Source organism: Exiguobacterium sp. s70, assembly GCF_018618315.1.
In the GTDB taxonomy this organism is placed as follows: Bacteria; Bacillota; Bacilli; order Exiguobacteriales; family Exiguobacteriaceae; genus Exiguobacterium; species Exiguobacterium chiriqhucha.
Genome location: NZ_JACSLV010000006.1, coordinates 67,257 through 80,606, shown reverse-complemented (window position 1 = coordinate 80,606; position 13,350 = coordinate 67,257). Strand labels below are relative to the sequence as shown.

13 protein-coding genes are annotated in these 13,350 nt (G+C 53.7%); 4 read left to right on the top strand and 9 right to left on the bottom strand.

What is annotated here, in order from left to right:
• Positions 1–637 precede the first annotated feature (637 nt).
• On the bottom strand, positions 638–1,492 hold the full coding sequence (locus KNP84_RS13010; RefSeq protein WP_214830614.1) for an HAD family hydrolase: 855 nt from the start codon (positions 1,490–1,492) through the stop codon (positions 638–640).
• A 192-nt stretch (positions 1,493–1,684) separates the two neighbouring features.
• On the opposite strand from KNP84_RS13010, the gene kynU reads away from it, so the two are divergent.
• The 3 genes from kynU to kynB are packed head-to-tail and all read left to right on the top strand — an operon-like array spanning position 1,685 to position 4,451.
• Positions 1,685–2,962: a kynureninase gene (gene kynU, locus KNP84_RS13005; RefSeq protein WP_214830612.1), complete on the top strand. Its 1,278-nt coding sequence runs from the start codon at positions 1,685–1,687 to the stop codon at positions 2,960–2,962.
• Positions 2,963–2,973: 11 nt separating this feature from the next.
• Positions 2,974–3,813, top strand: a complete 840-nt coding sequence (gene kynA / locus KNP84_RS13000) for a tryptophan 2,3-dioxygenase (protein WP_214830610.1) — start codon at positions 2,974–2,976, stop codon at positions 3,811–3,813.
• A gap of 14 nt (positions 3,814–3,827) precedes the next feature.
• Complete coding sequence (gene kynB / locus KNP84_RS12995) at positions 3,828–4,451, top strand: arylformamidase (RefSeq protein ID WP_021065946.1); 624 nt, start codon at positions 3,828–3,830, stop codon at positions 4,449–4,451.
• A gap of 30 nt (positions 4,452–4,481) precedes the next feature.
• Here the strand turns inward: kynB and KNP84_RS12990 are convergent, their stop codons facing one another.
• Entirely contained in the window at positions 4,482–5,351 is an 870-nt protein-coding gene (locus tag KNP84_RS12990; RefSeq protein ID WP_021065945.1) for a MurR/RpiR family transcriptional regulator, read from the bottom strand.
• Positions 5,352–5,554: 203 nt separating this feature from the next.
• Here KNP84_RS12990 and KNP84_RS12985 point away from each other — a divergent pair, with 203 nt between their 5' ends.
• A complete protein-coding gene (locus tag KNP84_RS12985) occupies positions 5,555–6,952 on the top strand; it encodes a 6-phospho-beta-glucosidase (RefSeq protein WP_215114930.1) in 1,398 nt (465 codons plus the stop codon).
• 38 nt (positions 6,953–6,990) lie between these two features.
• On the opposite strand, the gene rbsB is transcribed toward KNP84_RS12985, so the two are convergent.
• The 7 genes from rbsB to KNP84_RS12950 all read right to left on the bottom strand — a co-directional run bounded on the left by rbsB (position 6,991) and on the right by KNP84_RS12950 (position 13,288).
• Positions 6,991–7,902, bottom strand: coding sequence for a ribose ABC transporter substrate-binding protein RbsB (rbsB, locus tag KNP84_RS12980; protein WP_021065943.1), 912 nt, complete (start codon positions 7,900–7,902; stop codon positions 6,991–6,993).
• A 23-nt stretch (positions 7,903–7,925) separates the two neighbouring features.
• Entirely contained in the window at positions 7,926–8,891 is a 966-nt protein-coding gene (locus KNP84_RS12975; protein ID WP_021065942.1) for an ABC transporter permease subunit, read from the bottom strand.
• A 1-nt stretch (position 8,892) separates the two neighbouring features.
• Complete coding sequence (locus tag KNP84_RS12970; protein ID WP_021065941.1) at positions 8,893–10,371, bottom strand: sugar ABC transporter ATP-binding protein; 1,479 nt, start codon at positions 10,369–10,371, stop codon at positions 8,893–8,895.
• An 11-nt stretch (positions 10,372–10,382) separates the two neighbouring features.
• Positions 10,383–10,772 carry a D-ribose pyranase gene (rbsD, locus tag KNP84_RS12965; RefSeq protein WP_021065940.1) on the bottom strand — a complete coding sequence of 130 codons (390 nt, stop codon included), beginning with the start codon at positions 10,770–10,772 and terminating at the stop codon, positions 10,383–10,385.
• Positions 10,772–11,656 carry a ribokinase gene (rbsK, locus tag KNP84_RS12960; protein WP_021065939.1) on the bottom strand — a complete coding sequence of 295 codons (885 nt, stop codon included), beginning with the start codon at positions 11,654–11,656 and terminating at the stop codon, positions 10,772–10,774. The genes rbsD and rbsK overlap by 1 nt, the downstream gene beginning before the upstream one ends.
• Positions 11,653–12,636 (bottom strand): LacI family DNA-binding transcriptional regulator, encoded by a 984-nt coding sequence (locus tag KNP84_RS12955; protein ID WP_021065938.1) that lies wholly within the window; start codon positions 12,634–12,636, stop codon positions 11,653–11,655. The genes rbsK and KNP84_RS12955 overlap by 4 nt, the downstream gene beginning before the upstream one ends.
• Before the next feature lie 100 nt (positions 12,637–12,736).
• Positions 12,737–13,288, bottom strand: coding sequence for a GNAT family N-acetyltransferase (locus tag KNP84_RS12950; protein WP_029594516.1), 552 nt, complete (start codon positions 13,286–13,288; stop codon positions 12,737–12,739).
• Positions 13,289–13,350: the final 62 nt, after the last annotated feature.

Sequence of the window (13,350 nt, the reverse complement as noted above, 5' to 3'; positions counted from 1 at the left end):
CGGGGCCGGACACCGCCTATACGTTTCAAGTCAAGCGATCGGCGAACGACCGGTCCGCGTCACAACCTTCGCCCCATAAGAAAAGCGCCACAAACGTGGCGCTTCCGGTGAGCGTTTCTAGAAAAGCGGACTTTCAACCGACCGAGAATTTTCCCGGCCGACCGTCCCATGCGGTACATGAATATAAACTAGAAATCGGACGTGGTTCAGAACGTGATTTCGGGGCGTGCGTTCGTCTGAACAGCAATCAAGTCCTTGACGGGAATCTCGTCTCCACAATGACTCTGACTGCGTTTTGACGGATGTGGTTGAAATCAATCATGAACCTCATCGGGCCCACCTTTTTTTGAAACACCGAGTTGCCTAAACGTCTAGTCTCCCACCGATTCTCTTTTGTCTGCCCCTCACCCCTTACGCGAGGTCAGGTGGACGACAGCTTGAACGAGGAGAGTCGTCTAGTCAGCCGATGCTTCATCCAACATGTCTCTCATTTCACCGAGCCGGCCTCAGTTAAACAACGATGGAATCTTTGTTTCATCCGTTGCCCCCTTTCAGCTCAACACGTTGAATGAGGACTACACAGATACATTAACCGTTTTATCGATTGACGAATCCTTGTTCACCATTTCTCCAAAAATTAGTTATCGATATAGTGGTCGAGCGCATAGGCGACGCCGTCCGCTTCGACATCTTTCGTGATATGGGTACTGATGTCTTTCAACGGATCGACGGCGTTCCCCATCGCGATCCGTGTTTCCGCCACTTCAAACATCGAGATATCATTCAAGTTGTCACCGATGGCCACGATGTCTGATTGCGGGATGTTATGATGCTCCGCTAACTGCGTCAACGCCATCCCTTTGCTTGCGTTCGGATGACCGATTTCAATCTTTGTCCAGCCCGCCGTCGTGATTAAAATATCTGTCCGTGGTTCATACAATTTCCGGAGCTCATGCAGCTTGCGCCGGTCGAACGAATAGACGAACACTTTATACACTTCGTCGGCCTCGAAGTCGATGTCCTCAATCGCATCGACGTATGTCAACCCGAATTGTTCGTTTTGAATCTCGATCTCCCGCTCGCCCCACTCTCGTGTGAACGATTGATCATGTGGCAACACCTCGTCCAACTCACCCTTCAACAAATCGGTGCCCGATCGGAGCACTTTCACTCCGGCGTTCGTATAGAATTCAACGTACGCTCCGTGCTCGTGGGCCACATCCCACAACTCTTGCACGACATCTTTCGGGAGCGCATGGTAATAAATCCGCTCATTTTCATAGAAGGCGATTGCGCCGTTCCCTGACAAAATCGGGCACGACAAATCGCTCCGCTTCAACAGCTCCTCAATATCATGAATCGAACGTCCGGAAGAAATCGAGACTAAATCCCCTTTGGCCTGACGCCGGCGAATTGCCTCTTGGTTCGCCTCCGTGATGACACCTGTCCGAGATAATAGCGTCCCGTCTAAATCGATGGCAATTAGTTTCATGTCCTCTTCTCCTTTCACGTGGGTCTGATCACCCAATTCCCTCAGATTGACTCTCTCCATTTCATCATCACATATACACGCGCGAGAAGCACGTGCGAACCATGCCCGAACTGCGGTCATTCGTGTTGACACGCCATGCCCTGATTGCTACGCTTTTGTCAGCATGACACGCAAGTCAAAGGGGGAAATGATATGGCTCAAGATTTCACACGGGCGTACGCAGAAACACGCGACGCCAGCGACTCGCTCGCACCATACCGGGGAGAATTTTATTTGCCGCAAGACGGCATTTATATGGACGGTAACTCGCTCGGCCTGTTATCGAAACGGGCCGAACGGACGTTACTCGAATCACTGAGCGATTGGAAAGAGCTCGGGATTGATGGGTGGATGTCGGGACGCCACCCTTGGTTCAACTTATCGGAACAATTAGCCGCACTTAACGCCCCACTCGTCGGAGCCAGAGCCGAAGAAGTGATGGTCACCGGGTCGACGACGGTCAACTTGCACCAACTCGTCGCCTCATTCTTTAAACCGGAAGGCAAGCGGACGAAGATTTTAGCCGACACGCTCACCTTCCCATCTGACATCTACGCCTTGAAGAGTCAACTCGAGCTCCGTGGACTCGACCCGAGCGAACATTTGGTTCAAGTCTCGAGCCTGGACGGACGCTATTTGAAGGAAGAAGACATCATCGCAGCGATGACGGACGAGATCGCCTTGATCGTCTTGCCGACCGTCCTCTATCGCAGCGGACAAATTCTCGATATGGCCCGTCTCGCCAAGGCGGCGCATGAACGGGATATCTTGATCGGCTTTGACGCCTGCCATTCGGTCGGCGCCATCCCGCACGCATTCCACGACTGGGGTGTCGATTTTGCCTACTGGTGCAACTATAAACATTTGAACGGCGGACCGGGCAGTGTCGGCGGCCTGTTCGTCCATGAACGTCATTTCGGGACAACACCTGGCCTGGCCGGTTGGTTCGGTTCACGCAAAGATAAACAGTTCGATATGGATCACACGATGACGCCGGCCGATGACGCCGGAGCGTTCCAAATCGGGACACCGCACGTCTTGAGCCTGGCCCCGCAACTTGGTGCCCTCGAGATGTTCAACGAGGTCGGGATGGACGCCATCCGTGAGAAATCACTCGCTTTGACGACGTATATGACTGCATTAATTGATGAGGTGCTCGCCCCATACGGATTCGTCATCGGCAGCCCGCGCAACGAGACGCAACGCGGTGCCCATTTGAGCCTCGAGCATCCGGAGGCGGCCCGCATCTGTAAAGCGCTCAAACAGCATCGCGTCATTCCGGATTTCCGGGCCCCGAACATCATCCGACTCGCACCGGTCGCGCTCTACAACACGTTCACCGATGTGTATGATGTCGTGATGACGTTACAGACAATTATGGAAAACAAAGAATACGAGGCGTTCGAGAACGTCCGCGAAGTCGTGGCCTAAGGAGAATCGATATGAGTGAACGGATTGAACATAAAGTCGAGCAATCGATTCAGACAGACTTTTCAAAAGACATGTCATACGGTGACTATTTACAACTCGACCCGATTTTATCGAGTCAGCACCGCTTATCGGACCATCATGACGAGATGCTGTTCATCATTATCCATCAGACGAGTGAGCTGTGGATGAAATTGATTTTGCATGAACTGACGGCAGCCGTGACCGCCATCGAGACGGGAGAGCTCGAGCGTTCGTTCAAGATGCTCGCCCGCGTCTCGAAGATTCAACAACAGCTCATCCAGTCGTGGAGCGTCCTCGCGACGTTGACCCCGGCTGAATATTTGGAGTTCCGGGACAAACTCGGTTCGTCTTCTGGTTTCCAATCGTATCAGAACCGCCAAATCGAGTTCGCGCTCGGCTTTAAGAACGCGCGCACACTCAGCGTGTACGCCCATGACGAGAAATTGTATCCGCTTCTCGAGTCGTCGCTACAGGCACCGAGCATCTATGACATGACCGTCCGCGAAATGCATCGCCGTGGTCTCGCCATCGATGACGCCGTGCTCAACCGTGACGTCACGAAAGACTGGGAATGGAACGAAAGCGTCGAAACGGCTTGGGCCGAGGTGTACCGGGACGTGGACAAGTATTGGGACTTGTATGAGCTCGGAGAGAAACTGCTCGATATCGGCAGCCAACAGCAGATGTGGCGCTTCAACCATATGAGCACGGTCGAGCGAATTATCGGTCAAAAGATGGGAACCGGCGGCTCGTCCGGCGTCAACTATTTGCGACGCGTCCTCGACCATCGCTTCTTCCCTGAACTTTGGACCGTCCGGACAAAACTGTGAGGAGGACGAACACGATGACATGGATTGATGTTTCGCAACCACTCGAAGATTCCATCACGACATGGCCAGGTGACACGGCGTTCCGTTACGAAATCGCTTGGCCGATGGCCGACAGCGGTTCGGTCAATGTCGGGAAAGTGACGATGAGCCTGCATACAGGCACGCACATCGATGCCCCGTTCCATTTCGACGACGCCGGACAGCGCGTCATCGACCTTGATCCCGGTCTCTATATCGGCCCGGCCCGAGTCATCCATCTCCCTGGCCGCGAACGAATCGAGGCGACGGACTTGGACGGCTTTGACTTGACCGGCGTCGAGCGATTAATTTTAAAGACGGACGGCTGGCCGAATAAGCAGGAGTTCCCGAGCCATATCCCTGAACTCACACCTTCACTCGCCGACCGGCTCGGCGAACTTGGGATTTACTTGATCGGTCTCGATTTGCCGTCAGTCGACGCAATCGACAGTAAAGAGATGGCGGCGCATCATGCACTCGCCCGGAATGGGGTCCATATTCTCGAAGGACTCGTTCTCGACCATATCGCCCCTGGTGATTACGAATTGAACGCCGTGCCGCTCCCAATCGTCAAAGGAGATGGCAGTCCGGTGCGCGCGCTCTTGCGTTCGCTCGATTGAACAAACACCCCTTCGCTTGAAGGGGTGTTTTCAGTCTTCCTGCATGACTTCACTCGAACTTTTACGATGATCGAACCGTTTCGAGATTTGCACTTTGTAAGCCATGTTCGCCTCATAGTCTTTCGAGAACACACCAGCGTACAACAGGTCGAGCAGACAATGAATCGAATCGTTCGTCGTGAAGCTCCCAATTTTCGAGTAGAGGCGCTCACGGGTCGTCAAACGGAGCGTGCAGTCGGCCTGATGCGAGATCGCGTTCTCTCCGAGACTCGTTAAGGCGAGCACCGGCACACGTTGTTTCTTTAAGTAAGGAATAAGCCCGACCGTATAATCACTTTCCCCCGTATATGAGATCAGGAGCGCGCACGTCGTTTCGTCCGAGTTGGCCGCTTCGAACTCGGCGTCGAATTCGCAGAGACTGACTTGCTTGCCGATTCGGTTCATCTTTGACTTGAAGTCGTGACAGAGCAACAAATTATGGATGACAGAAAAGACTTTGATGTGCCGCGCCTCACACAACATCGTTACGGCCTGCTCGAACGCCTCGTGATCGAGCAACGACAGCGTATCCTCAATCGTCATCTGCTTGAGCGCAGCCAGCTTGTTCGCCACGACCATCAAGTTGTCCTTGGGTGAGAATGGCTCATTGGCATCGATATCCGAGAAGTGACGATTCAAATACTCGATTTCTTCCAAAAATTGTTCCTTCAACTCGAGCCAACCCGCAAACTCCAATTTCATGGCGATACGACTTAATATCGACGGGTGTGTATACGTCACCTCGGCGATTTGTTTCATCGTCTTGTCGTGGATTCGCTCCCGTTCGGCGAACAAATAGTCGATGACGGTCCGTTCCGATTTAGAGAACAGGTCTTGTTTCATTTTCTCGGTCAATAGCATGTCCGGTCTCCTCTCGTAAATTGAATTCACAAAAATAAGTATATATGCGTTTTATTTTGTAAACGCTTTCGGAGTTGTCTGTAAATCTATTGTGTTCATTTTTCTTTATTTTATACTGAAATGGACATGAGAAGTTGCATTCAGCCAGCAAATATATTTACACATCCATAAATTTTTTGTGAACAAATGAGGAGGAGATTGAAATGACAACCGGAATCAAGCTCGTCACCATTGGGGGCGGCAGCAGCTACACACCAGAATTGATGGAAGGGTTCATCAAGCGTTACGAAGAGTTACCCATCCGTGAGATTTGGCTCGTCGATATCGAAGCCGGCCAAGACAAGCTCGACATCGTCGGACAGATGGCGCAGCGGATGTGGGACGCATCCCCTTATGACGTCAAAGTCCACTTGACGCTCGACCGTCGAGAAGCGTTACAAGACGCCGACTTCGTCACGACCCAGTTCCGTGTCGGTTTGCTCGACGCCCGAATCAAAGACGAACGAATCCCGCTCTCGTACGGCATGGTCGGCCAAGAGACGAACGGGGCCGGCGGCATCTTGAAGGCGTTCCGTACCATTCCTGTCATCCTTGATATCGTCGAAGACATGAAACAGCTCTGTCCGGACGCCTGGCTCGTCAACTTCACGAATCCGAGCGGAATGGTGACCGATGCGGTCATCCGTTACGGCAAATGGGACAAAGTCATCGGACTGTGCAACGTGCCGGTCAATGCGATGATGGCAGAACCGGAACTAATCGGCAAGAAACCGGAAGAATTGATTTACTCGTTCGCCGGATTGAACCACTTCCACTGGCACCGGGTTCATGACGTGCATGGTCAAGACGTCACGCGCGACATCATCGACAAGATGTATGACGGTGATTCCGGCATCCCCGCCAATATTCATGACATGCCGTTCTTCCAAGAACAACTGCAACAGATGAATTTGATTCCTTGCGGCTATCACCGATACTACTATCGTGCCGAAGAGATGCTCGCCCACATGCTCGAGGAATATCGGGACCCGTCCGTCGGCACGCGGGCTGAGCAAGTGAAGCAGACGGAAGCCGAGCTGTTCGAGCTCTATAAAGACCCGAACCTCGACCATAAACCGGAGCAACTGTCTAAACGCGGCGGTGCCCACTACTCGGATGCGGCGTGTGAGACGATCGCCTCGATTTACGCCAATAAGAACACACATATCGTCGTCTCGACGAAGAACAACGGGGCCGTCCCTGACCTCGCCCCGGACGATGTCGTCGAAGTATCGGCCTATATCGGTGCGACCGGCGCGAAACCAATCGCATTCGGAACTCTCGCCCCGGCTGAAAAAGGATGGCTCCAAGTCATGAAGAACATGGAGCTGTGCGTCGAAGAAGCGGCCGTGACCGGTGACTACGGACTCGCCCTTCAAGCGTTCATCATCAATCCGCTCATCCCGAGCGGCGAGACCGCGAAACGGGTGCTCGATGAACTGCTCATCGCCCACAAAGCGTACTTGCCGCAGTTCGCCGATAAAATCGCTGAACTCGAAGCGAGCGGCGTCACGATCAAAGACGAAGTCGTTCAAGCACTCCAACCTATTCATCAAGCATAAAAACAGCCGACGCACCTCGAATGCGTCGGCTGTTCATATTATTTAATCAATTCGAGGTCGACCGGGATGTTCTCTTCCACTGTCTCCCCTTTTAAGTGGTTCACAGCAGCCTCGACACCGAGTTTTCCAATCTCCGTCGGTTTCTGCGCGACCGTCGCGGCCATCGTTCCGTCTTCGACCGCCTTGACGGCATCATCCGTCGCATCAAAGCCGATGACTTTGACATCGTTCAAGCCAGCACTGTTCAACGCTTGAACGGCACCGAGCGCCATCTCATCGTTATGAGCGAATACCGCGACGATGTCTTTATTGTCTTGTAGGATGTTCTCCATGACCGTCAACCCTTGGGCCCGGTCAAAGTTAGCCGACTGTTTGGCAACGACGTCAAGTTTTCCGTCAATCGCTTCGTTGAACCCTTGACCACGGTCACGCGTGGCTGACGCTCCTGGAATGCCTTCGAGCTCGACGACTTTCCCGCCTTCACCGACGAGTTCGACCATATATTCACCTGCGAGCTTCCCACCAGCGACGTTATCTGACGCCACGTGCGCGACCACGTCGCCTGACTCGGCGTTACGGTCGACTGTGATGACCGGAATGCCCGCATCGTTCGCACTTTGAACGGCTGCACCGACTGCTTCTGAATCCGTCGGGTTGATGAGAATCAAGTCCATCCCTTTTTGAATCATGTCTTCGACGTCGCTCACTTGTTTGGCTGCATCATTTTGCGCATCGGCCACCGTAAGTGTCGCATCTAGTTCAGTTGCTTGCTCTTCCGCACCGTCTTTCAACGCGACGAAGAACGGGTTGTTTAGTGTCGAAATCGAGAGCCCGATTTTGAAGTCCCCGTCTTTTGTTTCTTGCTCCGAACTTGTCCCCGGTTGTTCCGTCGAACAAGCTGCCATGACGACCATTGTCAATACGAGTAGCCAAGCTGTCCATTTTTTCATCTTCTGTTTTCCCCTTTCGATGATTAAGCGTTTTGTTTCCGATCAAGTAATACCGCGAACAAAATGACGGCACCTTTCACGACAAGTTGGAAGAACGATGAGACGCCAAGAAGGTTCAAGCCGTTGTTCAACGTTCCGATAATAAGCGCCCCAATGAGCGTCCCGACAATCCAGCCTCGTCCACCCGCAAGACTCGTTCCCCCGAGAACGACCGCTGCGATGGCGTCAAGTTCATAAGACGTCCCGGCCGTCGGTTGGGCCGAGTTGAGACGCGATGTTAAAATGATGCCGGCGAGCGCCGCTAACGTACCCGACAACGAGTAAATCAAGACTTTGACTTTATTGACCCCGATGCCCATCAGTTTGGCGGCTTCCTCGTTGCCGCCAATCGCGTACGTATGACGACCGAACGTCGTCTTTTTCAAAATGAAGTACAACACACCGAAAGCGATCAACATCGTCACGGCTGGCACCGGGATGATCCAGAAGTAACCGCGTCCGAGCAGTTCGAACCACGTCGAGTCGCCTAACCCGGTAATCGGACGACCATCCGTATAGACGAGCGTCAACCCCCGGTAAATCGTCATCGTCGCGAGCGTCGCAATGAACGGTGCGACTTTCCCGTATGTGATGACGGCGCCGTTGAACGCACCGAGCACAGCACCGGCGATCAATCCGAGGGCGATGGCCATGACCGCATGTTGTCCATCGACCATCATGCCGGCGACGAACGCCGAAGACAAGGCGAGAATCGAACCAACCGATAAGTCGATACCGCCTGTCAAAATGACGAACGTCATCCCGAACGCAATCAAGGCGTTGATGGACACTTGGCGTAGGACGTTAAAGATGTTGTTCAACGAGAGAAAACCTGGTTCGAGCGCTGTCACCACAACGATGATGGCGAGCAATCCGAATAACGGTCCGAGTTTTTGTCCCCAACCGAGCTTTTGCGGTCGACCTAATGCAGTCGCTGCTTTCAATTCCATATCATTGTCCTCCTGTCGCATATGTCATGACTTTTTCTTGCGTCGCCTCGTCTTTTGCCAACGTTCCGGTGACGACACCTTCTCGCATGACGACAATCCGATCGCTCATCCCGAGTACCTCGGGTAAATCCGACGACACCATGATGATGGCGACGCCCGACTCAGCAAGCTCACTCATGATTGTATAAATCTCTTTTTTCGCCCCGACATCGACACCACGCGTCGGTTCATCAAGAATCAAGACGTCCGGCTCGGCGCCGAGCCATTTGCCGAGGACGATTTTTTGTTGGTTCCCGCCCGAGAGCGACTTCACTTTCTGCTCCATCGAATGATGTTTGACGCGCAGCTTTTTCAAATAACCGTCCGCGAACTGTTCTTCCGCTTGCCGTGAGATGATGGTCCCCTTGGCTCGTTTCTCGAGCGTCGGCAGCGATAAGTTCTCACGTAACGTGAAGTCGAGCAATAACCCTTCGCCTTTTCGGTCTTCCGTCAAGAAGGCGATGCCGTGTCGGATGGCGTCTGCCGGTTGCTTGATTCGGATTTCGGTTCCGTTCAGTTTGACGATGCCTGCTTTGGCTCGGTCGGCTCCGAACAAGGCACGCATCACTTCGGTGCGTCCAGCTCCCATGAGTCCCGAGAAACCGACGATTTCACCGGCCCGAACATCAAACGAGACATTGTGGAACCGGTTACCTATCAATCCATCGACTTCAAGTACGACGTCGCCAATCGTAGCGTTCCGATCCGGATAGCGTTCCCCAATCTCTCGCCCGACCATCTCTTTAACGATTTCTTCGAACGATGTCTCATTGATGCGATGTGTCCCAATCGACACGCCGTCGCGGAGGACCGTGATGCGATCGCATAGTTCAAAAATCTCTTCCATCCGGTGCGAGATATAGATGATCGACACGCCTTGGTCACGTAATGCCCGAGATACCGAGAACAGCGCTCGAATCTCGCGGTCGGTGAGTGCGGCGGTCGGTTCGTCCATGACGATGACTTTCGCATCCGTCATGAGCGCTTTGGCGATCTCGATCATCTGCTGTTGTCCGACAGATAATTGTTTGGCAAGCTGATCGACTTCCATGAACACGTTCAACTCGGCCAAATACTCCCGCGCCCGACGCTTCATCTCTTGCTGCTTGATGACACCGAACGGACCGGTCAATTCCCGTCCGAGAAACAAGTTTTCCATCACGGTCAGCTCCGGTAGTATGTTCAACTCTTGGTGAATAAACGCGATGCCAGCGCGCTCGGCTTCTTTTGGATGTTTGAACTGCCGGACGGCCCCATCGATGACGACTTCCCCTTCATCGAGCGGATGAAGCCCGGTCATCACTTTCATGAGTGTCGATTTACCGGCACCGTTTTCGCCCATCAATGCATGAATTTCGCCGGGTAACAATTCGAAGTCGACGCCTTTCAATACACTGACCGGACCAAACGACTTATGGATGCGCTTCAACTGGATGTGCATCGAACCCCTCCTTAAAATATGACGCCGGCATGTAAAATGACGTTCGCATACGGAGTCGCCTCCCCTGTCCGGATGACGACTTTCGCCTGTTCGACCTCACGCTTGAACGCTTCATGTGAACAAGTTTTAACCGTGTCAAATCGATCGGTCAACGCTTTTGCGATCGGCTCGTTCTCCGTGAACACCTCATCGGCTACGGTAATCTGTTCGATGACCATGTCCGCCTCGACCGCATCTAATACATCGAGGAACGACGGTTCACCGAGACGAAGCGCCAAATCGACTCGCGCCACGCCGTTTGGAATCGGTAGTCCACAGTCCGCGATGACGACCGTGTCCGTATGACCCAAGTCCGCAAAGATTTTGGTCAAATGGCTATTCAAAATCCCATGTTTCTTCATCACACTCGCTCCAATCGTCTCATGACGTCATTTCGGTTCGGCATGCCGCCTTGTGCCCCGAACCCTTCCACGCTCAATCCTGAAGCGACGACAGCGAAGCGTACCGCTTCACGTAACTCGCTTCCTTCCATCAGGGCGGCTGCGAGGGCCCCGTTGAACGTATCCCCTGCCCCCGTCGTATCGACGACATCGGCTTGAATGGCTGGAACGTGCTGAATCGTCTCGCCATCAAAGAAGCGGACACCGTTGACCCCTTCGGTCACAATCAGTTTGTTCGGATAGCGGCGCAGTACCTCATCAAGCGAGACATCTCCGAACAAATCTCGGCACTCATGCTCGTTGGGCGTCACGTAGGTCACATGCTCGAGCAGTTCATCCGTGAGCGGTTGTGACGGAGCCGGATTTAACAGCACCGGGATTTGGCGGGCGCGACAGTATGCACTCACGTGTTCGACCGTCGCAATCGGAATCTCGAGCTGGAGCAAGACGAGCGACTCGTCATCAATCAACTGTTCGAGCTCGGCTTCCGTGAAGACGACCTGTTTGTTCGCCGATTGGACGACGACAATCGAGTTGTCGCCTTCGGCGAGCACGATATGCGCCGTCCCGGTCACTTCGCCGTCAATCGTCCGCAGCTGTTGGGTCCCGACTTCATTCTGTTCAAAGTTTTGGCGGATACGTTGCCCGAACTCATCGGAACCGACGCATCCGACCATCTCGACTCGTCCTCCGAGTCGAGCGGCGGCGACCGCTTGGTTGGCTCCCTTTCCTCCGGGCACCGTCTGAAACGCCTGTCCGATGACGGTCTCCCCTGCCTGCGGACGTTTGTCTGTCGTGACCACTAAATCCATCGATACACTACCGATGACCACAATTCGCTTCATGTGTCATGCCCCTTTCGGATCGTCGTCTGTCGCTCCGTCAACGTGACGGGCAACAAGATTTCTTTCGTAACGGTCTCCTTCTTCTCAATCAAATCAAGGAGTCGCTCGGTCGCACGTCGTCCCATCTCATAGATGGGTTGCGAGATCGTCGTGAGCGGCGGCGATGTCATCTCACCGAGCTCGATGCCATCGTAGCCGATGACTTGCAAATCTTGCGGCACACGCACATTCCGACGCACCGCTTCCTGCAACACCGCGGCCGCGATGACATCATTGGCGGCGAACAATCCATCGAACGGCCAATGCTCATCAAACAGCGTTTGCGCCGCCGTGAGCGCTTCTTTGAACGTGAAACTCGAATGCGTCATGCCGACGAGACGATCTCCCGCGACGTCAAGGAACCCATCCGTCCGTCGCTTCACCGTCTGCAGCTGTTCAGGTCCGCCGATATGAGCGAGCCTTGTCGCACCACAATTCAACAGCGTCTCCGCCGCCAGGCGACCGCCTTCATACCCGTCTGAGATGACGGCGTCAATGCCAGACTTGACGATTCGGTCGAGCGCGACCATCGGCAACTCTAACTTTTCGTAGTTCGGGTTGTCTGAATGGTTCGTCGTGATGATCAGACCGTCGACATGCATCGTCTGAAGCGCGACCAAGTATGACTGTTCTTTCGCCAGTTGCTCGTCCGTGTTGCACAAGACGACTTGATAGCCGTGTTGATTGGCCACGTCTTCAATCGCGCGGGCCAACTGCGGGAAGAACGGGTTGGTGATGTCTGGCATAATCAATCCGATTAGCCCGGACGTTTTGGTGAATAACGAACGAGCCACCCGGTTTGGGGCGTATTCGAGCTCGGCGATGGCCCGTTCCACGGCTTCCCTCGCTTCAGCGCTCACATAGCCGTTATTGTTCATGACACGAGACACGGTTGCGACAGAAACGTTCGCCCGTTTGGCCACTTGTTTGATTGTTGCCATCTCGTCCCCTCCTTTTGGTAACGCTTACAAACACATCATAATGTGTAACCGGTTACATATCAAGTGTTAATTTTCCGGCATCAAAAAAACGTCGGGCTCATCATTGAGCCCGGCGTTCCTCATACTCGTCTTTCGTCACGACGTAGATGAGGCTCTGCACAGTGCGCCCATCTAAGCGCGTCAACTGTTGGGATGTCGTGAACACGTATGTGAATCCTGTCTTTTCGACGACACGGCGCGACTGGTCGTTGAAGTCGAAATGACCGCACCAGATGCGCTCGAGGTCGAGGTCGTCAAAACCGTGACGCATCACTTCATGAACGGCCTCCGGGATGTACCCTTGCCCCCAATGGTCCGGGCTGAGGACATACCCAATCTCGCGTTGCCGGTCATGCTGAATCTCAGGGTCCGGCCGGCGGTCGTGCAACCCGAGACTGCCGATGACTTCACCCGTCTCTTTTAACGTGATGGCCCAGACGTCTTGGTCTTGTTGGAACAGCCGGATGACGTCACGCGTCTCCTCGACCGATTGGTGCGGCGCCCATCCTGCTTTTGGTCCGACCCGCTCGTCTTGCGCGTATCGAAACATCTGTTCAGCGTCCTCGAGTTGAAACGCCCGCAACTGGAGCCGGTCTGTATCAAGTTGAATCATCTTGTTCTTCCTTTCTGTCGTTTCCCTCGGATTCGTTCCGGGAATGAGTCCATGAGGAGGGA

Excerpts from the sequence above, each read along its gene's own strand:
- kynA (WP_214830610.1), top strand. The coding sequence starts at position 2,974 with ATGAGTGAACGGATTGAACATAAAGTCGAGCAATCGATTCAGACAGAC.
- KNP84_RS12990 (WP_021065945.1), bottom strand. The coding sequence starts at position 5,351 with ATGCTATTGACCGAGAAAATGAAACAAGACCTGTTCTCTAAATCGGAA.
- KNP84_RS12985 (WP_215114930.1), top strand. The coding sequence starts at position 5,555 with ATGACAACCGGAATCAAGCTCGTCACCATTGGGGGCGGCAGCAGCTAC.
- rbsK (WP_021065939.1), bottom strand. The coding sequence starts at position 11,656 with ATGAAGCGAATTGTGGTCATCGGTAGTGTATCGATGGATTTAGTGGTC.
- KNP84_RS12975 (WP_021065942.1), bottom strand. The coding sequence starts at position 8,891 with ATGGAATTGAAAGCAGCGACTGCATTAGGTCGACCGCAAAAGCTCGGT.
- KNP84_RS12970 (WP_021065941.1), bottom strand. The coding sequence starts at position 10,371 with ATGCACATCCAGTTGAAGCGCATCCATAAGTCGTTTGGTCCGGTCAGT.
- KNP84_RS12955 (WP_021065938.1), bottom strand. The coding sequence starts at position 12,636 with ATGGCAACAATCAAACAAGTGGCCAAACGGGCGAACGTTTCTGTCGCA.
- rbsB (WP_021065943.1), bottom strand. The coding sequence starts at position 7,902 with ATGAAAAAATGGACAGCTTGGCTACTCGTATTGACAATGGTCGTCATG.
- rbsD (WP_021065940.1), bottom strand. The coding sequence starts at position 10,772 with ATGAAGAAACATGGGATTTTGAATAGCCATTTGACCAAAATCTTTGCG.
- KNP84_RS13010 (WP_214830614.1), bottom strand. The coding sequence starts at position 1,492 with ATGAAACTAATTGCCATCGATTTAGACGGGACGCTATTATCTCGGACA.
- KNP84_RS12950 (WP_029594516.1), bottom strand. The coding sequence starts at position 13,288 with ATGATTCAACTTGATACAGACCGGCTCCAGTTGCGGGCGTTTCAACTC.
- kynU (WP_214830612.1), top strand. The coding sequence starts at position 1,685 with ATGGCTCAAGATTTCACACGGGCGTACGCAGAAACACGCGACGCCAGC.
- kynB (WP_021065946.1), top strand. The coding sequence starts at position 3,828 with ATGACATGGATTGATGTTTCGCAACCACTCGAAGATTCCATCACGACA.